General features: G+C 37.8%; 19 protein-coding genes. All 19 read right to left on the bottom strand.

Annotated elements, in window-relative coordinates; all coding sequences use genetic code 11:
• Positions 1-8: 8 nt before the first annotated feature.
• Complete coding sequence (locus tag BIV20_RS01975; RefSeq protein ID WP_075721367.1) at positions 9-1,448, bottom strand: TrkH family potassium uptake protein; 1,440 nt, start codon at positions 1,446-1,448, stop codon at positions 9-11.
• 24 nt (positions 1,449-1,472) lie between these two features.
• Complete coding sequence (trkA, locus tag BIV20_RS01970; protein ID WP_075721368.1) at positions 1,473-2,828, bottom strand: Trk system potassium transporter TrkA; 1,356 nt, start codon at positions 2,826-2,828, stop codon at positions 1,473-1,475.
• Positions 2,829-2,842: 14 nt separating this feature from the next.
• Complete coding sequence (locus BIV20_RS01965) at positions 2,843-3,736, bottom strand: DegV family protein (RefSeq protein WP_075721369.1); 894 nt, start codon at positions 3,734-3,736, stop codon at positions 2,843-2,845.
• Between the two features lie 111 nt (positions 3,737-3,847).
• On the bottom strand, positions 3,848-4,339 hold the full coding sequence (gene ybaK / locus BIV20_RS01960) for a Cys-tRNA(Pro) deacylase (protein ID WP_075721370.1): 492 nt from the start codon (positions 4,337-4,339) through the stop codon (positions 3,848-3,850).
• Positions 4,340-4,368: 29 nt separating this feature from the next.
• Positions 4,369-6,207, bottom strand: coding sequence for an ABC-F family ATP-binding cassette domain-containing protein (locus tag BIV20_RS01955; RefSeq protein ID WP_075721371.1), 1,839 nt, complete (start codon positions 6,205-6,207; stop codon positions 4,369-4,371).
• Positions 6,208-6,211: 4 nt separating this feature from the next.
• Positions 6,212-7,417 carry a class I SAM-dependent rRNA methyltransferase gene (locus BIV20_RS01950; RefSeq protein ID WP_075721372.1) on the bottom strand — a complete coding sequence of 402 codons (1,206 nt, stop codon included), beginning with the start codon at positions 7,415-7,417 and terminating at the stop codon, positions 6,212-6,214.
• A 90-nt stretch (positions 7,418-7,507) separates the two neighbouring features.
• On the bottom strand, positions 7,508-8,887 hold the full coding sequence (locus BIV20_RS01945) for a hypothetical protein (RefSeq protein ID WP_075721373.1): 1,380 nt from the start codon (positions 8,885-8,887) through the stop codon (positions 7,508-7,510).
• Between the two features lie 11 nt (positions 8,888-8,898).
• A complete protein-coding gene (locus BIV20_RS01940; protein WP_075721374.1) occupies positions 8,899-9,999 on the bottom strand; it encodes a leucine-rich repeat domain-containing protein in 1,101 nt (366 codons plus the stop codon).
• Positions 10,000-10,041: 42 nt separating this feature from the next.
• The gene (locus tag BIV20_RS01935; RefSeq protein ID WP_075721375.1) at positions 10,042-10,869 is read right to left on the bottom strand and encodes a leucine-rich repeat domain-containing protein; all 828 of its coding nucleotides are present in this window, start codon (positions 10,867-10,869) and stop codon (positions 10,042-10,044) included.
• A gap of 108 nt (positions 10,870-10,977) precedes the next feature.
• A complete protein-coding gene (locus BIV20_RS01930; protein ID WP_075721376.1) occupies positions 10,978-11,451 on the bottom strand; it encodes a hypothetical protein in 474 nt (157 codons plus the stop codon).
• Positions 11,442-12,230 carry a hypothetical protein gene (locus BIV20_RS01925; protein WP_075721377.1) on the bottom strand — a complete coding sequence of 263 codons (789 nt, stop codon included), beginning with the start codon at positions 12,228-12,230 and terminating at the stop codon, positions 11,442-11,444. The genes BIV20_RS01930 and BIV20_RS01925 overlap by 10 nt, the downstream gene beginning before the upstream one ends.
• A gap of 16 nt (positions 12,231-12,246) precedes the next feature.
• Positions 12,247-13,068 (bottom strand): leucine-rich repeat domain-containing protein, encoded by an 822-nt coding sequence (locus tag BIV20_RS01920; RefSeq protein WP_075721378.1) that lies wholly within the window; start codon positions 13,066-13,068, stop codon positions 12,247-12,249.
• Entirely contained in the window at positions 13,065-14,927 is a 1,863-nt protein-coding gene (locus tag BIV20_RS01915) for a hypothetical protein (protein WP_075721379.1), read from the bottom strand. The genes BIV20_RS01920 and BIV20_RS01915 overlap by 4 nt, the downstream gene beginning before the upstream one ends.
• A gap of 257 nt (positions 14,928-15,184) precedes the next feature.
• On the bottom strand, positions 15,185-15,478 hold the full coding sequence (locus BIV20_RS01910) for a TIGR04197 family type VII secretion effector (RefSeq protein ID WP_075721380.1): 294 nt from the start codon (positions 15,476-15,478) through the stop codon (positions 15,185-15,187).
• Between the two features lie 263 nt (positions 15,479-15,741).
• Positions 15,742-16,380 (bottom strand): TetR/AcrR family transcriptional regulator, encoded by a 639-nt coding sequence (locus BIV20_RS01905; RefSeq protein WP_083655243.1) that lies wholly within the window; start codon positions 16,378-16,380, stop codon positions 15,742-15,744.
• A gap of 151 nt (positions 16,381-16,531) precedes the next feature.
• A complete protein-coding gene (gene trpD / locus BIV20_RS01900; protein WP_075721463.1) occupies positions 16,532-17,545 on the bottom strand; it encodes an anthranilate phosphoribosyltransferase in 1,014 nt (337 codons plus the stop codon).
• Positions 17,546-17,564: 19 nt separating this feature from the next.
• A complete protein-coding gene (gene trpA / locus BIV20_RS01895; protein ID WP_075721382.1) occupies positions 17,565-18,362 on the bottom strand; it encodes a tryptophan synthase subunit alpha in 798 nt (265 codons plus the stop codon).
• A 22-nt stretch (positions 18,363-18,384) separates the two neighbouring features.
• Positions 18,385-19,569, bottom strand: coding sequence for a tryptophan synthase subunit beta (trpB, locus tag BIV20_RS01890; protein WP_075721464.1), 1,185 nt, complete (start codon positions 19,567-19,569; stop codon positions 18,385-18,387).
• A complete protein-coding gene (locus tag BIV20_RS01885) occupies positions 19,562-20,200 on the bottom strand; it encodes a phosphoribosylanthranilate isomerase (RefSeq protein WP_075721383.1) in 639 nt (212 codons plus the stop codon). Before BIV20_RS01885 ends, trpB begins: the two co-directional genes overlap by 8 nt.
• Between the last annotated feature and the right edge of the window lie 7 nt (positions 20,201-20,207).

Genomic DNA, 20,207 nt, shown 5'->3' with positions numbered 1-20,207 from the left:
TCCTTCTTTTAATTGCGTTTCCAGGTTGATGGTGCAAATAACAACAGCATCGGGAATAATTCCAGACGACCTGCCAGCATATCAAACATCAATACATATTTTGCAGGGTCTGAATATACGGAAAAGTTAGAAGTTGGTCCTACCATTCCAAGTCCCGGTCCAATATTATTTAAAGTAGCTGCTACCGCTGTAAAATTTGTAGTAAAATCCAGATTATCCAGCGAAATCAACAATACGGAAACTGCATAAATCATTGCATATGTAATAAAAAATACGGAAACGGAACGTAATGTTTCCTTCGTTATCACACGCTTTTCCAGGCAAACCTGACGCACCCGTTTCGGATGAATCAAATAAGAAAATTCATTTTTTGCAAGCTTTGCCATAATCAGCACACGGGATACCTTGATTCCACCACCGGTACTTCCGGCGCAAGCTCCTACAAACATCAAGGCTACCAGAATAAACTTCGAAAATTCCGGCCACTTATCAAAGTCCGTAGTAGAAAATCCTGTAGTTGTAATAATAGATGCTACCTGGAACGCCACATGACGTAACGCTTCCAAAACATTTCCAAAAAGATCCTTTACATTTATTGTAATAAAAATAATAGCTACTGCAATTATGCCGAGATAATATCGCATCTCTTCACATTTGAATGCTGCCTTTCCCTTGCGTGCTCTTATCAGAAAATATACGTTAAAATTAATACCGAAGAGTATCATAAATACTGTAAGAATAATCTGTACTGTTGCGGTATATTCTGCAGCTCCTGTATTCAGCAGACCAAATCCTCCAGTACCTGCCGTACCAAAGGAAAGTGTCAGAGAATCAAATACGGGCATACCTGCTATCAATAATGTGATAATCTCAACGATTGTTATTAAAACATACATCTCATACAAAATTCTTGCTGTATGACGAACCCGCGGAACCAGCTTTCCTACTGTTGGGCCCGGACTTTCCGCACGCATCAGGTACATATTGTAGCCACCGGCAAGAGGCAGTACCGCTAGTATCAGAACCAACACTCCCATGCCGCCAATCCAATGGGTGAAACTTCTCCAAAACAGGGTACACCGGGATAACGCCTCTACATCATTCAATATACTTGCTCCCGTTGTAGTAAAACCTGAAATGGTTTCAAATAGCGCATCTGTATATGTAGCAAATTCACCTGTGAAATAAAAAGGTAACGCACCGACAATACTCATTACAATCCAGCTTAATGAAACTGTTACAAAACCTTCTCGTGCATAGAAGACCGTACTTTTTGGCTTTTTCAGTTTTCCCAATCCACCAATCAAAAAACATCCGGCTGCCACCATAAGATATATCCATCCCTGTTTTTCCCCGTAGCACACTGCTACAATACAGGGTAGCAATAAGAACAATGCCTGAAATTCTAACACCCGGCAAAGAATATATCTGATAATTGAATAATTCATTCCTCTACTCCATTCCTTCCCGGACTATTTTAAAATATCCTTTAAGTCATGGAAACCACGGTTTGTTGTTACTACAATTACCGTATCTCCAACCTCAATGGTATCTTGTCCGCCCGGAGTAATAATTCTTCCCCGCCGATTAATGCATGCCAACAACAGATTATCCTTAAGTTGCAGTTCTTTTAGTGGAATGCCTATTAATTCTGATTCATTATGTACTCTAAATTCCAATGCCTCTACCTTATTTTCAATTAACTGATAAAGCGTCTCTATGTTACTTCCGATAGAGTTCTGCATCGCACGCACATATTGAATAATATACTCTGCAGTAATATTTTTCGGATACAGCACACTTCCCAAATCAAGCCCTTCAATAATCTCATCATACTCAATACGATGTACCTTTGTTACATTCTTAGCTTTAGAAATACTCTTTGCGAAAAGTGTAAGCATAATATTCTCTTCATCCAAGTTGGTCCAAGCCACAAATGCCTGTGTCTTTTCAATTCCCTCCTCATGAAGCAAATTTCGCTCTGTCCCGTCTCCGCAGATAATCATTGCCTGTGGTAAAAGTTCACTTAATTCATTACATCTTTCCTTGTTCTGCTCAATAATTTTCACTTCAATACCCATGGGTAAAAGCTGCTGTGCAAGATAATAAGTAGTTTCACCACCTCCGACAATCATACAATTCTTGATACGATTGGTGGTCATTCCTATTTTCTTAAAAAATTCATTAGCTTTCTTAGGCGAAGCTACCACAGAAATAACATCCTTCGCCTGCAATTCAAAGTTTCCGGAAGGAATAAATGCTTCGTCGCCACGCTCTACAGTACAAATCAATACATCACAATGAAGTTTTGCAGATATGTCAGTTAGTGGGCGTCCTACCAAAGGAGAATCTTCCCCTAACTTACACTTCAGCAATTCCACCTTTCCCTTTGCAAAGGTATCCACCTTAATGGCGGAAGGAAATTTTAACAATCTCGCAATTTCATTGGCCGCTGCCTGTTCCGGATTAATGACCATCGATAATCCAAGTTCTTCCTTAATAAAAGCAATTTCTTTGTTATAAATTGGATTACGCACTCTGGCAATGGTGTGACAATCTCCTGCTTTTTTTGCAATGAGACAACACAACAGATTCAGTTCATCTGATGTAGTTACTGCAATCATTAAATCTGCTTCATTAATTCCCGCTTCATTCTGAATCAAAAAACTTGCACCATTTCCCACGATTCCCATTACATCATAGCGATTTGCTATATCCTCTACCTTTGCAGCATTGGTATCCACTACGGTAATATTATGACCTTCCTTACTTAACTGCTCTGTCAGGGTTGTTCCTACATTTCCACAACCCACAATAATAATCTGCATAACTCCTCCACTATTTATCTATCGTATTTTCTTATTAATCCAAGTCCAATTGGATAAGGACCGGTGTGCACTCCAATGGTAGCTCCAATCTGGTAAATATCAATATCATTAATATTAGAATACGTTTTTAAAGAAGCCAGCAATGCATCCCGAAATTCCACTGCTTCCTCTCTATCATATCCATATCCTACTACAATCTGATAATCATCCGGCGATTCCTGAATCTTTTCAAAATATTCCTTTGTCTGCTCAATCAGACGTTTCTTCGCCTTTGTGCGATTTCTTGTAATTCCGGTAGGAAAGATTTCTCCCTCTCTTAGCATAATCAAAGGCTTAATTCCCAATGTGGAAGCTGCGGTACCCATTAACTTTCCTATTCTGCCGCCATGCATCAGGTACTCATAATTTCCTACTGTAAAAATAATACGTCCGGTAGACTTAATACGATTAATCTGCTCTATGCTTTCTTCAAAAGTCAAACCATTTTTCTTCATACGCACTGCTTCTAGAACTAAAATTCCCTGCAACACTGTATTCACAGTTGTATCTATTACTTCAATCCGAATATCGGGATAATTCTCATTCGTTATCTCTGCCGCAGTTTTTGCAGAATTATAGGAACCACTGAACTTAGTGGTAATACAAAGGCAAATAATATCAAGTCCCTCTTTTGCATATTCTTCAAAAACCTCTGCATAATCCTGTACAGACGGTAAAGAAGACTTTGGAAATACATTTTGATGATCCACCATCTCCTGATAAAAAGTTCTTACTCCCACCTCTTCTATTTCCTTTTTATAGTTCTGTCCATCAAAGGTTACATAAAAAGGTACTACTCGAATACCATTTTCTCTTGGAATATCTACTCCTAAATCACAGGAACCATCCGTAATAATCTGATATGCCATAAATTTCCTCATTTCTATGCTTATTCAAACCATTTTACATCTAACGCAAGTAAGGGAGCCTCCGCTCCCCGCTCGCTATTATAATACCATTTTTTGAAAAAGAAAAGGCTTTTATGCTTTGTTTTCCAAAAAGTCCCCGGTTCTTGCTCCCGTCACCTGAATCAAATCCTGCGGATTCAGGCACAACGTAGTTCCGATTCTTCCTCCACTGATATAGATTTTATCATAATTACAGGCATCCTCCTGAAGTATGACAGGATAATTTTTCTTCATTCCGAGAGGACTACAACCGCCCCGCACATACCCGGTAATATCTGTAATATCTTTTACATGTATCATTTCTACTGACTTTTCTTCCACCAGTCGTGCTGCATGTTTTAAATCAATCTCCTCTGCAATAGGCAGTACAAATACATAATACTGTTTGCTCTTTCCCTGAAGCACCAATGTTTTGAAGGACTGTTCTACCGGCGCTCCTGTCTTTTCTGCAGTATGAAGCCCATCAATAAATTCATCACACTCATACTGAAGCACTTCGTATTTTATCTTATTTTTATCTAAAATACGCATGGCATTGGTCTTAATTTCTTTTTTCTTCGCCATAATTCTCACTTCCTATTTCTACTAGTTTCTTATTTCTGCGCTTCTATCTGTTCCGCCAAATCGTTCAAATATACCCAGCGGTCCATTTTTTCTTCCAATTGTACCTCTGCTGTTTCCTTTTCTGCCATTAGCTCTCTTAATTTCACACTGTTGGTGGCATTTTTTATAATCTCCTGATCCAACTGCTCTATTTTGGATTCCAGATTTGCAATATCGTCATCTATTGTTTCATATTCCCGCTGTTCTTTATAGGAGAACTTTAACTTCTTTGGAGAATAATTTGGTTTTCCTTTTCCGTTGGTTCCGTTTTCAACCTGTGTCTCTTTATCTTCAGCTTTCTTGATTGCCGTGCCATTTCCACCTGTTAAGCCGCTTTTTTCCTGTCGTTCCTGTCTTGCCCGAATATAATCCAGATAACCGCCCTCATACTGCTGCAAATGTCCATTTTCTTCAAAGGCAAAAATACGTTTTACCAATCGTTCCAGAAAATAACGGTCATGGGATACGGTAATAACGATTCCATCGAAGGAATCCAGATAATCCTCCAAAATGGTCAATGTCTTGATATCCAAATCATTGGTAGGCTCATCTAATATCAGTACATTAGGCGCTCCCATTAAGATACGCATCAGATACAATCTTCTGCGTTCCCCTCCGGACAACTTGCCAATAGGTGTCCACTGCATAGTTCCGTCAAATAAAAAACGCTCCATCAATGCAGAAGCACTGATTTTCCCATCCGGAGTCTGAATGAACTCTGCCACTTCTTTTACATATTCAATCGCTTTCATGGACTCATCCATATGAGAATTGTCCTGGGAAAAATATCCTATTTTTATGGTTTCCCCTATTTCTACTGTTCCCGCATCCGGAATAATCTGTCCCATTATTATCTTCAATAGCGTAGACTTTCCACAGCCATTTGGCCCCACAATTCCGATTCTGTCCTGTTTCAAGAAAATATAAGTGAAATCCTCTATGAGCTTGCGTTCTCCATAAGACTTACATAATCCATTTAATTCAATGGTCTTTTTGCCCATACGGGAAGCTAAGGAAGTCATTTCTATATTAGACTCTTCGATTGGTCCTTCCGCCGCCAGCATATCTTCTATTCGCTGGATATGCGCCTTCTGTTTGGTGGAACGTGCTCTTGCTCCTCTTGCCAGCCAAGCCAATTCTTTTTTCAGAATACTCTTTCGCTTGCGCTCACTTGCCAACTCCATGTTCTGTCGTTGCATTTTCAGTCCTACATAGTCTGCATAACTTCCGGGATAACTGTAAATACTGCCATGCTCTACCTCTACGATTCGGTCTACTACTCTGTCCAAAAAGTATCGGTCATGGGTTACCATTACTACAGCTCCTTTGAACTTTACCAAAAAATCCTCTAACCACTGAGACATTTCGTTATCCAAATGGTTGGTCGGCTCATCCAAAATAAGAATCTCTACCGGCTGCAATACAGTATTCACCAATGCAATCCGCTTTTTCTGTCCTCCCGACAAGTGTTTTACCGTCTGGTCTGTATCAGTAAATCCAAGCTGGTACAGCATGGACTTCGCCTCACTTGCCAGTACCATATCCTGCTCGTCTAATCCTCGCAATGCTGCCTTTATTATAGTAAGAGTATCCTCAAATACCGGCGTCTGCTCTAAGTATGCCATCTTCACATGGTTTCCCATAATGACAGTTCCTGCATCCGGTTCTTCCACTCCTGCCAGAATTTTTAGCAACGTGGACTTTCCCATTCCATTGACACCGATAACACCTACCTTTTCCCCTTCTTGGAGACTAAAGGCTGCATCGGATAGCAAGGTTCGTTCCGCTGTATATGCTTTTGTCAGATGTTCTGCTGTTAAAATATTCATTCTTTTACTTCTCCTCACATACCTGGAAAATATAAAATTTCAAGTAATAGGATTCTTCTTCTCCTGCCCAGAGAATCGGATGATCCGGTGCCTGGGTACGAAATTCCACCTGACGCAGACGTTTATGTACGTTAGCTGCTGCCTGATGCAAAGTCTTTGTAAATAATTCATAATCCATAAAATGCGAACAGGAACAAGTAGCAAGATAGCCACCGTCACGTACCAGCTTCATACCGCGCAAATTGATTTCACGATATCCTTTTACTGCATTTTTAATGGAGTTTCTGGACTTTGTAAAAGCAGGTGGGTCCAATATCACCACATCAAACTTCTCTCCCTTTTGCTCCAATTCCGGAAGCAATTCAAATACATCATGACACTCGAAGCGTACTGTTTTCTCCAAACCGTTCAAAGTTGCATTCTCCGTTGCCTGATTTACGGCAAGTTGAGATGCATCTACGCCTAATACGCTTGCTGCCCCCGCAATTCCTGCATTCAGTGCAAAGGAACCGGTATGGGTAAAGCAATCTAATACCTTTGCGCCTTTACATAAACGATGAATTGCCTGACGATTATACTTCTGGTCTAGGAAAAATCCTGTCTTTTGTCCATCCTTTACATCTACGAAATATTTCACACCATTTTCTACAATCTGAACCTTGGTATCAAATTCCGGTCCGATAAAGCCTTTTACCAGCTCCATGCCTTCTTGCTTACGCACTTTGGCATCACTTCTCTCGTACACACCACGAATAATGATTCCGTCCTCTGCCATGCATTCCTTTAAATCCTTTGCAATTTCTTCCTTGAAACGGTCAATGCCAAGGGCAAGAGACTGCATAACCAAGACATCCTCAAACTTGTCCACTACTAATCCCGGAAGCCAGTCTGCCTCTCCGAAAATCACACGACAGGAACTGGTATCTACGGTTTTCTTTCGATATTCCCATGCATTTCTTACTCTCATTTTAATAAATTCTGCATCAATTTCTTGGTCTTTTTTCCGAGTCATCATGCGAATACGGATTTTGGAATTGGTATTGATAAAGCCTTTTCCCATGGGGTAACCGTCAAAATCGTGAACAATTACAATATCACCATTCTCAAAACTTCCCATAATAGAATCTATTTCATTGTCATATATCCACGCACCACCGGATTTTAAGGTGCGTCCTTCGCCTTTTTTTAACGTAACAACTGCCTGTGCCATACTGTACCTCTTTCTTTGCATTACTGCTATTTGGGTATAAGTATAACACAGGCAGTTGAATTTTTATAGTTTTTCGTTATGTATTTCCGTCTATTCTTTAATTTTATTGCCAATTATATCAAAATAAATATCTTCTGACCTTCCAGATAACCCCCTCATAAACTTAATGACATCATCTGGTCTTGTCAAAACAATCTCTACGCTCAAACCATTTGTTGGAAATTCCTTCCTTAACAGTTCTGCTAATTCTTCTCGTCCATAATCTTCTGCTTGATCATTTTTATTACTATTATTCATCCTCCTTATCTTTGACTCCGTTTGCTCGCCCTCATAGGGATAAAACATATGTGTACTATTTACTGCCAGATTATAATCCACATAGTTCACGCAACAATCATAATCACTGTACAACATTGCCATCTCCATATCATGATATTGTTTTTCAATCAGCTCCAAATTCTTTGATTTTTTATATTTTTTTGATGTATTACTGCCAAGATAACCATTAAGCACATACTCTGAATAATTCATCTGCCAACTATCAACGAATATTCCAAACTCAGTTTGACTAATTGTAACTGTTGATTGCCTTAATGTAGAACCTGTTGGTTTTATGCCACTAACAGCCTCCCCCTCACAAAGTCTCAGTAACAATGCTCTGTTCTCTGTCTCCTCAATGGCTAATATCGGATTCTCTGCTTTATATTCGCCATCAAATGTTCCCATTTGATTTACAACATCTAATAGAGTCATACGCTGTAAAACATGTTCTCGCTGTATATCGCACTCTATTATAGTATCTTCTATGGTATCTTCATCTCCTTCTGCCCTATATTCCCAAATTAGTCGTAACAACCCTTTTTCATAACCTGCAACTCTTCCCCCTATCTGTTCTACTTTTTCGTGATCTATCTCCCACTCAGAATAGACCTTGTAATACATTGATGAAGCATACCATGACTCATTATGGTCTGTCCTTTCTTTCAACATCGACAGAAAAAAAGTATCTAAATCATCCTTTTCTGCCAACAAATATGCTAAGGCAAGTACATCATATTCTTCATTGGTAATTTTCTCAGAATCCTTACTAAGAATTCTCTCTACTTCTTCTATATTAACAGTACGTTCTCTTTGCTCTGAAACTGTAAATATCTGTTCATAATAAACATCATAATTTTCAGAACCCCAGGCTACCTCCATGTCTTGTTTCGACGCACCGCCCATGAATGCCCTTGAAAGTTCTATCATCTGCTCTTCTGTATATACATTTCCTAAACACTCATCTTTATCCAACTCATTGATGCGAATTTTTTCCACTCCTACACCATCATACATAAGTATTTTTCTGCCACCCCACTCATTTTCAACTTTCATTCTTCTGGCATATTCCAATAGTGTTGGGGTAGCAAACACTAACGCTATTAATAATATAATTACTATCCAAGTGTTTTTTCCTTGTTTCTCTTCCATTATTTTTCTCCCTATTTTTGAATCTCAATATCTGGGAACTGTTGATAAATCAGCGCTAGTTGTTCTTCATTCTCTGCCAATGGAGTATCTGCAATATACAACTCTTTGAGATTTTTCATGCTCAATATATCCTTAGCTTCTGAAATATTAGTCCCTGTTAAGACCAAAGTTTCCAAATTTTCCAGTCCACTCAGCATGCTTAAATCAGAAATATTACATCTGCCTAATGTTAAATACTTTAATTTTGAACATTCTGCTATTGCCGAATAATCTGTAAGCGATTGATTGACCAATACAAGTTCCTTTAAATTCTCTGCATTTCTTAAGAAATTCAAATCACTCAGTTTCCCCTCTTTTACAGATAAATTTAGTATTTCTATATTAGGACAATTTTCAAATATAATTTCTAACTGTTCTGAATTTCCAGCAAGCGGTGTATTCTCAAGGTCTAAATATTTAAGAGATTTTAAGTTTACAATCTGTCCCGCTTCCGAAACATCACATTCTTTTATCCACAAACTTTCTAGTTCAGTAAGACCATCTAACATATCTAGCTCTTCTATATTACATCCTCTAAAAAACAGCCCCCTCAAATGAGGTATTTCTGAGATTGCTGAATAATCTTTTGCCGGTTGACAAAATAGCGTTAAATCCTCTAAGTTTTTGGCATTCTTTAAAAACTCTAAGTTTTCTAACTCAAAACGGTCTTCAACTCCTATAATCATCAAAGAATTTATTTGGGAACAACTTTTTATGATACCATCCAATTCTTTTTCTATCTGTTGAATCCATCCTTCATCCTTCATATCTTTTCCTTTTACATATTCCACCTGACCGATTGTTAAATTTTCTAACTGTTTACATTTTTCTATATCCACCAACGTGTCATAGCGGCCAGGATATCTGATGTCCAGATATGTTACTTCTTCTAAGTTATTCTTTCGAAATTCCTCTTCTGATTTCACTTCTGAGGAACTTCTTATTACAAATCCCATTTTTTCATCTTCAAATTTTACTTTCCGCATATTATCCAACACAATCGGTCGAATAACGGTAACTCCAAATAAGAAAATAACTATTATCCAAGCCCCTACAATTAGTTTCTTTTTCATTTTACTTCTCTACTTTTTCTTACAAAATTTAAACTACTTAACTCAATATTCTTTCCAGTTAAAATTACTAATCTCTATATCCGGAAACTGCTGATAGATAAGTGCTAACTGTTCCTCATTTTCTTCAAGTGGAGTATCTGCAATATATAACACTTTAAGTTTCTTTACATTTAGTATATCCTTAGCTTCCGAAACATTTGTTCCTACTATGTCTAAATTTTCCAAATTTTCTAACTTACTCAACATACTTAAATCAGAAACATCACATCCATACAATGATAAATGCTCTAATTGAGAACATTTCGCAATCGCAGAATAATCCATTGATGGTTGATTTCTAAGAGAAAGACTCTTTAAATTTTGTCCATTTTCCAAGAATTCTAAGTCTCCTAATTCAAAGTATTTCTCTTCTCCTATTATATACAAATACCTTAATTTGGTACATTTTTCCAAAATATTCCCCAGTTCTCTTTTTGTCTGCTGAATTTTCTCTTTGCTTTCCGGTCCCGGCCAATCATCCTGATTGGCTGATTCAAATTCATCACCATAATCAACCTGACCAATAACCAAATAGCTTAACTGCTGACATTTTTCTATGTCTGATATGGTATCATAAAAACCAGTGTATCTTATATCCAAACTTTTTACTTTATCCAGATCATCCACTCGAAATTCATCTACAGATTCTACCCCAGCACCTATGGCTATTTCCCTTGCCATTCTCTCATCTTCAAATGCAATCTTTTGCGCATTGTCCTTAATGATTGGTACAACAATTGTCACGCCTGCCAATAGTATAACTATGATTAACACTATTATGCTTGCGGAAATAATCAGATTGGTTTTTTTAATATGTCTTATGTCTCGCATCTTATTTTTCTCACTTCTTTACTTGCAAATATTATCCTCCGAAAAAACAAATTCCGTTACAATAATTTGTTTTTTCCTATTCGCCTCATGCACCAACAATTTATTTTTTCAATTTCCAAAATCATCCATTCCTGTATAAATGTCAATATCTGGAAACTGCTGATAAAGCAGTGCTAACTGTTCTTCATTCTCTGCGAGTGGGGTGCTAATAATATCTAGTTCTTTCAGATTCTTCAGATTTAATAAATCCTTGGCCTCTGGAATATTGGTTGCTGTCAAATTTAAACTCTCCAAATTTTCCAACCCATTTAGTATACTAAAGTCAGAAATATTACATTCCAACAATCCTAAGCTCTTTAATTGATAACATTCCGAAATTGCGGAATAATCCATTGCCGGCTGCCCTATAAGAGTAAGTTCTTCAAGTTTACCTGCCTTTTTCAAAAAATCTAAATTACTTAAAACTGCTATTATAAGTGCTATAACTAGTATAAACACTATCACACTTGCGGAAATAATCAGGTTTCTTTTTTTTATATGTCCTATGTCTCGCATCTTATTTTTCTCACTTTTTACTTGCAAATATTAGCCTCTGGTAACTGCTGATAAATAAGCTCTACTTGCTCTTCATTTTCTGCTAGTGGTGTATCTCTAATATCAATATCAACATAAGAATGATTAAGGTTTTTTATTTTTAATATTTCTTCCGCTTCCGAGACATCGGTTCCTTCTAAACCTAAATATTCTAAGCGTTCTAACTGACTTAACATATCTAAATCTGAAATATTACAATAATCCAATGCCAAAAAACCTAATTCATTACACTCTGAAAGAACAGAATAATCGATATCCATTTGATAATACAAACTGATATTGATAAGTTTTTTTCCCTTTTTCAAAAATTCTATATTATCCAACTCACAGTTCCCTTTTTCGTTGGATATATATATGGTTGTTAGATTTGGACATTTTTCTAAAATGCTTCCCAATTCTTTTTCTATTTGTTTCACTCTTTCCTTACTTTCCGGCTCTGGCATTTCTCTTCCTGCAAAGGGATAATATGACATCGGACAACTCGGATAACCAATAATTAATCTTCTCAAATTCGGACATTTTTCAATATCGGCCAACGTTTCATAATATCCTGTATATCCTATATTCAATTCTTCTATCTTTTCTAAATCGTCTTCCCGAATTTTATCCACGGATTCCACTCCCGCAGTTTCCGCAATTAATGCTTTCATTGTATTATCTTCAAATGCAATCTTTTCAGTATTGTCTTGTATGATTGGTACAGCAATTGCCACGCCTGCCAATAATATAATCGCTATGCAAATAATCACAATTAATTTCTTTTTCATTTCTTTTCCCTATTTTTCAATTACCTAAATCATCCTCTCCTGTATAAATGTCAATATCCGAAAACTGCTGATAAATCAGTGCCAATTGTTCTTCATTCTCTGCCAGTGGGGTATTATTGATATTTAAATATTTCAAGTTCTTAAGTTTTAATATCTCCTCTGCTTCCGAAACATTCGTTCCTGCTATATTTAGAGAACTCAGTTCGCTAAGCTCACCTATCACACTCCATTCTGAAATATCACTTTCATATAACGACAAACTCTTCAAATTCTTACACTCTAATAAAATAGAATAATCCATTTCTGGCTGATACTCAATGTAAAGTAATGTCACCCCATCTCCATTCTTTAAAAAATCCAAACTATTTAACTCACAATTTCCCTCTTCATTAGAAATACACAATGTTTTTATGTTAGGACATTTTTCTAAAATCACTTCCAGTTCTGACTCTATCTGTTCCATTCTTTCCTTGCTCTCTGGTCCCGGAATTTCCTTTCCCTTTCTATGATAATGGCAAAATGCATATTCTGGATCCCCTATAACTAATCTTTCAAGTTTTTGACACTTTACTACATCCAATAAGGTATCATAGTAACCTGTATATCCTATATTAAGTGATTCAACCTTTTCTAAATCATCTGCATGTAATTCATCTACCGGTTCCACTTCAGCAGTTTCCGCAATTAATGCTTTCATTGCTTCATCTTCAAAAGCAACCCCAGAAGTAATATCTTCAATTGTATTCTTTTTAGAATCATCATTTAATACCATACTTGTAATAACTACTCCTGTTATTACAATGAGAATAATACACCCAATACCAATTCTCTTTTTCATCGCTTTCCTCCTATTATATCTCGGTATACTTGTTCCAATTCTGAGTCTGCCGGAATGTCACTTTTAAACTCCCACACACTCAAAGGATTCATTAATAATATCTCTCGCGTCAATTCTGTTGATAAATCTTCACCAAAACATTCATTGATTTTGCCTATTTTATAATCTGTTGTTTCTCCTACACATGGATAAAACACATGGCTTTTATTTTCTTGTAAGTCAAAATCCACAAAATTTACACAACAATCAAATTCATCGTAAATATCCGCTGCATGAGAAGACTCATATTGTCTCTTAATAAACTTTACATCTTGCTCTGCCTTCTCTTTCTCTAAATTAGTATCTATCATAAATTCCGCTATATCACCTGCAATTGGAATACGTTCAATAAACTTTCCCAAAACCGAATTTCCCGTTTTTTCAACAACCTTTTCAGATAAACCTTCACATACACTTCCCATTATCTCGCCTTTTACCTCATCGGCAGCAAAATCTGCCATCTCATTTCCAAACGAATAGTTTACAAAATGATTCGTAAACACATATTCTGAATAATCAATTTCTTCATCATCAATAAATTCTCCATTTATTGTTCGACTAATTGTAACCTTTGATTTTCCAAACGGAATGTAATATTTATACGTCCCCGGAAGTATGCCCATATCTTGTTCTGCCTCCCTTTCTTCCAGAAACTGAATCACCAATTCTTTATTCTTCCCTTCTTTAATTGTAAATGTTGGATATTCTGCTTGATATGCTCCCCGAAATCCCCCAATCTGTTTAATAACATTTAGCAGAGTCATACGTTGCAACATACTATTTCGCTGTAATGTGCAAGCCACTACTCCATCATCATCACCCTCGGTTCGATACTTTTGAATCAATTGCAGTGTTCCTTCTGCATAGCCAACAACCCGCTTTTCCAGCTCTTTCATTTTTTCTTTATCTATTTTCCATTCAGAATAATCTTCTCTTATATGATTTTCTGCAACGCATCCCCTCTGCTCAAACCAAGTATAATCATAGTCTTTTCTATCCTTCAGCATGCATTGAATAAACACCGCCAAATCCTCATCATCTGCCATCAAATAAGCCAATGCAAGTACATCGTACTCTGCTGCTGTAATATCTCTCGCATCTTTACTAAGGATTTTCTCCACTTCCTCCATATCAATCTTAAATTCTCCATTATCTGATATAGTAAACACGCTATTAAAATAAATGTCATAGACTTCTGAGCGCCAGCTTGCATTCATATCCGGCACATAAACACCATTTTGAAATGCTCCCCGTATCGAGTGCAACGCATTCTCTACCGTTGCCCGCATTGCTGCACTTCGTTCAAACAGTCCAGCTGTCAGCCCTTCAATCCCATCATACATATTCTGCTTTTCCTGCCACGCATCATACAACCTCTGGTCTATTTCTGCCATTACCCGATAATGAGCCACCTTCATACTATAATTTAAACGAAGTGTAGCAGAATTGGTAGAATTCGCTTTCTTCTTATACCTTTCTACCTTTTCTTCATCTGATTTTTTCGCTGACATCGCAATGTCCTTCTGTTCTAAGATAACATTACCATCCAGTTCCTGATTCCCTACTACCATCTTCAGAAATTGAAAATCTTCTATATCACACTGATTCGCCATTCGTATCGTCTGCAATACTGTTTTATAATCTTCCATTTGCTGTTTTAATGCAGCAAATGCCTCGCTTTCCAGCTGTGAATCTCCTATAAACAAGTCTAAATTCCATCCTGTCAACTGCGTCGCCTGATTATTTTGCTCCAAATTTCTAATAGCTGCATCACACTGATTTTTTATATCTGCCGGATTCAAATAAGAACTTTCATTCATATACCCTTTCCTCCCACTAATTACTTACATCCTCATTTTCTGTATATTTTACATCCTTTATCTGCATATGCAGTTCTTCCATGTCTCTTTCCATTGTCTGCCTTTGTCTTGTCATTTCCTGATGAAATTCTTCATCAAATTCTATTTTCTTTCTTCGAAATGCGCTTAACGCATCTTGTTTTTCATCTATTAACCTTTGAATTGCACTATCTTCTGATGAACATTTTGTTTCTTTGTATTTTCCAATGCTCTTCTCCCTATTTGAATATATTAGTAATACCTTCCTGTATTTCCCATACCAGCTTATCTTTTTCCTGAAATGCGATTCCAAGACTTCTGATATTTGCTATTTCCTGCTCCATAGCATCTCCAAATGATTCCAAAATGGCTTGAGACTTCGCATATGCCGCCTGTCCCTTAGTGTTAGCTACAATTGTAGTTCGATTATCTGTTGGAGTTAGTGCAACTCCCGTAAAATACTGATTTGTGCCCGAAATGGCTGTGACATTGGCTTCTACTGCAGCCTGACTTACTTTGATTTCTTTAGACATTCTTATCCCCCCTTTTTTATTTTCTCCCTACCTACAGTTATTTAGTCTAGCTGATATCTGAATTTGTGTCAAGTTTTCCTATCAACTTTGACCGAAATGACCGAAAACAAATTGCAGAGGTATCAAACGGAAGCGTCAAAACAACCACCAGAACAAACTTACCGAAGCAAAATAAATGGGCGAATTACTTCACCCATTTACAACCACCAACCTTTTCGATTGTTTCGCTTCATTTATGTTTTTATTTTTCCAGAACTCTTTTTTCAGTGATACAATACACAAAACCAATGAACATGCTTATGAAGCTGTTCTATGCACTCTTCATAAGAATACCCAGCATCAAACCGGCTTAAAAGATAATATATTGGACTGTAGAAGTGTAATGCCATGGTTTCAGCATCAAAATTCTGAAAAGCCCCTTTCTTCTGCATTCCTGCAAATACCTGTGTTTGGAAAATGACAGGAGCCTCCAGATAATAACTTCTGAAATATTTTGCTGCCAAAGAAGATTTATGTTGTTCTGATGCAAGAAGCTTGCGAAATAACATGGCGAATTCGTCCCTTGCAAAAAAGGAAAACAGTTCCTCTGCCATATGCAAAAGTTTATCTTCATCAGCTTCCATATAATACTCTGCTGCTTCTTCTCCCTGCTCTTCTGGCATTTGAAGCATTGTGGCAATATGACCATATCGTTTGGTCATTTCTTCAAATATAGCAAGAAAAATATCTTCTTTTCCCTTAAAATGATTATAGATAGACGCTCCCTTTATTCCCACTGCCGCAGCAATTTCACGCATAGATACGCCATCATAGCCTTTTCCTGCAAAAAGTCTTAAAGATTCTATGACTATTTTTTCCCTCGTTGTAATTTTGTTTTCCATGGACGTTCCTTTCCTAGCCATCCCTTCGACTCCCAATATTTTTTCTCAGTCGGACCACTCCCCCACCAATACAGCCAAGGATTGACTGTATACCTTCATCCATGGCTAACAATCGTTAGTTTAATACTACACAACAACCTTTAGATTGTCAAGACCTTCCCTCACCTTTATCCTAATTTCTATTTGACATCTCCACCAACTTTTCCAGCACTTCATATGCCTTACCGGAATCGATAGATTCTGCTGCCTTCTCAATACCATCTTCAATGCTGTCTGCAACACCGCCGGCATATAGGGTTGCCCCTGCATTTAAGAGAACAATGTCACGTTTTGCACCTTTCTCTTCTCCCTTTAAAATAGCTGTAGTAATTTTCGCATTTTCTGCTCCATCTCCACCTTGAAGTTCTTCCAAAGAAGCTCTCTTTAACCCGAACTGTTCCGGTGTTATCTCATAAGTATTTACTTTTCCATTTTTGATTTCAGAAACCGTTGTTTTTCCAGTCAGTGTGAACTCATCCATGTTGTCCTCGCCACTTACTACAAATCCGCTTTCCACTCCCAAACGGCTCATGGCATTTGCCACCATGTCAGTAAGTGTCGGGCTGTAAACTCCTACTACCATGCATTTTGCATCGGAAGGATTTGCCAGAGGTCCTAAGATATTAAATACGGAACGGATTCCCATATCCTTTCTTGCCTGCCCTACATACTTCATAGACTTATTGAAGCTCTGGGCAAACATGAAACCAACTCCTGCTTCTTCTACACATTTTGTTACCACTTCAGGCTCTGCTGCAATATTAACTCCAAGAGCTTCTAACACATCCCCTGCACCACTCTTACTGGAAATAGAACGGTTTCCATGCTTTGCAACCGGAAGTCCTGCGCCGGCGGTCACAAATGCAGAAGTAGTTGAGATATTGAAAGTAAAGGAACGGTCTCCTCCAGTTCCTACCAGGTCTACATAGTTCGGTACTTTCGGCGCAATATGTTCTGCCTTTTCCTTTAACACTGCTGCAAATCCAGTCAACTCATCAATGGTTTCTCCCTTCATACGCATAGCCGTCAAAAACGCCCCAAGCTGCGCCTGGGTTGCATCTCCACTTAACATAATATTCATGACTTTTTTTGCTTCGTCTTCCGTAAGATTCTGTCTATCTACTACTTTTTGAATTGCCTCTTTCATCTTTTTCATCCTTTCCCTTCTACAATGCGTTGATTTCTCTTTTGAACTTACTACAATACTCTACTGCCGCCTCCGGCTTATAGTCATTTGCTTCTAACAATTTAATAAAATGAGAACCTACGATGGCACCGTCAATCACATCTTTCATTGGCGCAACATCCTTTGCTTCTTCGATTCCAAATCCCATCATAACCGGAATCTTGGAAACCTTTTTCACACTAGCAAGATAGTTCAAAATCTCTCTATGGAAATTTCCACTCTGTCCGGTCACACCCATACCGGATACACAGTAAACAAAACCTCTTGCATTTTCCAAAATCTTTGGTACACGTTCAGCAGATACCGGTGATACCAGTTCAATCAAAATTGGTGCATTTTCTTTGTTCAAATACTGCTGTAATTCTCCCTGCTCCTCTAATGGCAAATCTGGGATAATCAGTCCGTCCACACCGCTTGCAATACACTCTTCTACGAATTTTTCTAAACCAAAGTAAAGTGCTGTATTGTAGTACATCATAAAAATAATTGGAAGTTGTACCCCCTCAGCTCTCACTTCTTTCATTAATTCCAATACTTTTTTCAAGTTTGTGCCAAGCTGAATGGACTTATAGGATGCATCCTGAATTACGGGTCCGTCTGCTACCGGATCAGAAAATGGAATTCCAAGTTCTAACACATCTGTTCCTGCCTTTTCCTGCGCTTTTATCAGTTCCTTACAACCTGCCATATCCGGTAGACCTGCTGTCATATAAGTAATAAATGCTTTTTCTCCCTTTTCCTGAAGTTTTTGCATTCTCTGTTCAATTCTGTTTTCCATCACTTTTCCTCCTCAAAATTCTCTAATTCAAATAACCTTTTCCAGCTAAATAATCTGCTACGGTGTGTACATCCTTATCCCCACGTCCGGAGAGACACACAATCATAATGTCATCCGGTTTCATCTTCTTTGCCTGTTTCTTAGCATAAGCAACAGCATGAGCACTTTCAATTGCCGGAATGATTCCTTCTAATTTACACAATTCCATCAAAGCATCCATAGCTTCTTTATCTGTAATGGACACATATTCTGCTCTACCGCTATCTTTTAAATATGCATGTTCCGGTCCAACTCCCGGATAATCCAGTCCTGCAGAGATTGAATGAGCAATTTGGATATTTCCATCCTCATTCTGCAACAGGTAGGAACGCATTCCGTGAAGTGTTCCCGGTCTTCCCTCTGCCATGGCACTGGCATGTTTTCCTGTTTCAATTCCAAGTCCGGCAGCTTCCACACCAATCAGCTTCACAGACGGTTCTTCAATAAAATCTGCAAACATTCCGATAGAATTAGAACCGCCACCTACACATGCCATAACCACATCCGGCAATCTGCCTTCCGCTTCTAATATCTGTTTCTTACTTTCCCGACTGATGACGCTCTGAAATTCCTTTACCATCTTTGGGTATGGATATGGACCTACGGCAGAGCCAATTACATAAAAAGTATCTTCTGCTGTTTTTGCCCAGGTACGAATTGCTTCGTTGGTGGCATCTTTAAGGGTTTTACTTCCGGAAGTAACACATTCTACCTTAGCTCCCAGCATTTCCATACGAAATACATTCAATGCCTGACGCTGCATATCCTCTTCGCCCATATAAACCGTACATTCCATCCCAAACAATGCAGCTCCAGTGGCCGTTGCTACACCATGCTGACCGGCTCCGGTTTCTGCGATTACTTTTGTCTTTCCCATGCGTTTTGCCAAAAGAATCTGACCAATTACGTTGTTGATTTTATGGGCTCCTGTATGATTCAAATCTTCTCTCTTTAAATAAATCTTAGTCCCATACTCACGGCTTAAATTTTCTGCATAATACAAAGGATTTTCTCTTCCCACATATTGTTTCATATAGTAGTCATACTGTTTTAAAAATTCTTCATCATGAATTGCTTCCTCATATGCCTTATCCAGTTCCTCCAAGGTATTCATCAGAGATTCTGATACATACTGTCCTCCAAATTCTCCATAATATCTTTCACTCATTTTTTCCATGTTCTCTCACCTTTCCTATAAATTCTTCTATCAAAATTTTATCTTTTCCACATTTTCCTTCCACACCAGAACTTACATCCACAATATCCGGTGAAAAAGTGTTGATTCCTTCTGCCACATTTTTGGAATTTAATCCTCCTGCCAGAATGAATTGTTTTCCAGCAAAAACTTTCTGCTTTGCTTCTTCCAAAACTGCTTTGCTACTGTTCCAATCGAAGGTTTTTCCACTCCCATAATTACCTGCATCAATTACATAACCAGTAATTTTTTTATGCTGCTCTAATTTTTTTATATCCTCCGGCTCTTTCAGATTGCAAGCCCGCCAAATCGGAAGTGTACTTTTTTCTAAAATTTCTGGTTTTAATTCTCCATGCACCTGTAAAATATCAAATCCGGTATTTTCTATCTCTTCTAACAATTTCTCGGAAGGGCTTACAGTCACTGCCACTCTTTCTACATCCGGCGATAACCGATTCATAATTTCCTTTGCCTGCAAAAAAGAAACATTCCGTTTGCTCTTTTCAAAAAATACAAATCCGGCATAATTTACTCTGGATTTGTTCAAAAAGTCTGCTTCTTCGGTTCTTGTAAGACCACAAATCTTAATACAAGGTGTCTTCATTTCTGCC

It is taken from the genome of Roseburia sp. 499, from assembly GCF_001940225.2.
In the GTDB taxonomy this organism is placed as follows: domain Bacteria; phylum Bacillota; class Clostridia; order Lachnospirales; family Lachnospiraceae; genus Petralouisia.
This window is presented reverse-complemented; position numbering and strand designations above follow the sequence as displayed.

Coding starts and splice junctions, on each gene's coding strand:
- BIV20_RS01975 (WP_075721367.1), bottom strand. CDS start 1,448: ATGAATTATTCAATTATCAGATATATTCTTTGCCGGGTGTTAGAATTT.
- trkA (WP_075721368.1), bottom strand. CDS start 2,828: ATGCAGATTATTATTGTGGGTTGTGGAAATGTAGGAACAACCCTGACA.
- BIV20_RS01965 (WP_075721369.1), bottom strand. CDS start 3,736: ATGGCATATCAGATTATTACGGATGGTTCCTGTGATTTAGGAGTAGAT.
- ybaK (WP_075721370.1), bottom strand. CDS start 4,339: ATGGCGAAGAAAAAAGAAATTAAGACCAATGCCATGCGTATTTTAGAT.
- BIV20_RS01955 (WP_075721371.1), bottom strand. CDS start 6,207: ATGAATATTTTAACAGCAGAACATCTGACAAAAGCATATACAGCGGAA.
- BIV20_RS01950 (WP_075721372.1), bottom strand. CDS start 7,417: ATGGCACAGGCAGTTGTTACGTTAAAAAAAGGCGAAGGACGCACCTTA.
- BIV20_RS01945 (WP_075721373.1), bottom strand. CDS start 8,887: ATGGAAGAGAAACAAGGAAAAAACACTTGGATAGTAATTATATTATTA.
- BIV20_RS01940 (WP_075721374.1), bottom strand. CDS start 9,999: ATGAAAAAGAAACTAATTGTAGGGGCTTGGATAATAGTTATTTTCTTA.
- BIV20_RS01935 (WP_075721375.1), bottom strand. CDS start 10,869: ATGCGAGACATAAGACATATTAAAAAAACCAATCTGATTATTTCCGCA.
- BIV20_RS01925 (WP_075721377.1), bottom strand. CDS start 12,230: ATGAAAAAGAAATTAATTGTGATTATTTGCATAGCGATTATATTATTG.
- BIV20_RS01920 (WP_075721378.1), bottom strand. CDS start 13,068: ATGAAAAAGAGAATTGGTATTGGGTGTATTATTCTCATTGTAATAACA.
- BIV20_RS01915 (WP_075721379.1), bottom strand. CDS start 14,927: ATGAATGAAAGTTCTTATTTGAATCCGGCAGATATAAAAAATCAGTGT.
- BIV20_RS01910 (WP_075721380.1), bottom strand. CDS start 15,478: ATGTCTAAAGAAATCAAAGTAAGTCAGGCTGCAGTAGAAGCCAATGTC.
- BIV20_RS01905 (WP_083655243.1), bottom strand. CDS start 16,380: ATGGCTAGGAAAGGAACGTCCATGGAAAACAAAATTACAACGAGGGAA.
- trpD (WP_075721463.1), bottom strand. CDS start 17,545: ATGAAAGAGGCAATTCAAAAAGTAGTAGATAGACAGAATCTTACGGAA.
- trpA (WP_075721382.1), bottom strand. CDS start 18,362: ATGGAAAACAGAATTGAACAGAGAATGCAAAAACTTCAGGAAAAGGGA.
- trpB (WP_075721464.1), bottom strand. CDS start 19,569: ATGAGTGAAAGATATTATGGAGAATTTGGAGGACAGTATGTATCAGAA.
- BIV20_RS01885 (WP_075721383.1), bottom strand. CDS start 20,200: ATGAAGACACCTTGTATTAAGATTTGTGGTCTTACAAGAACCGAAGAA.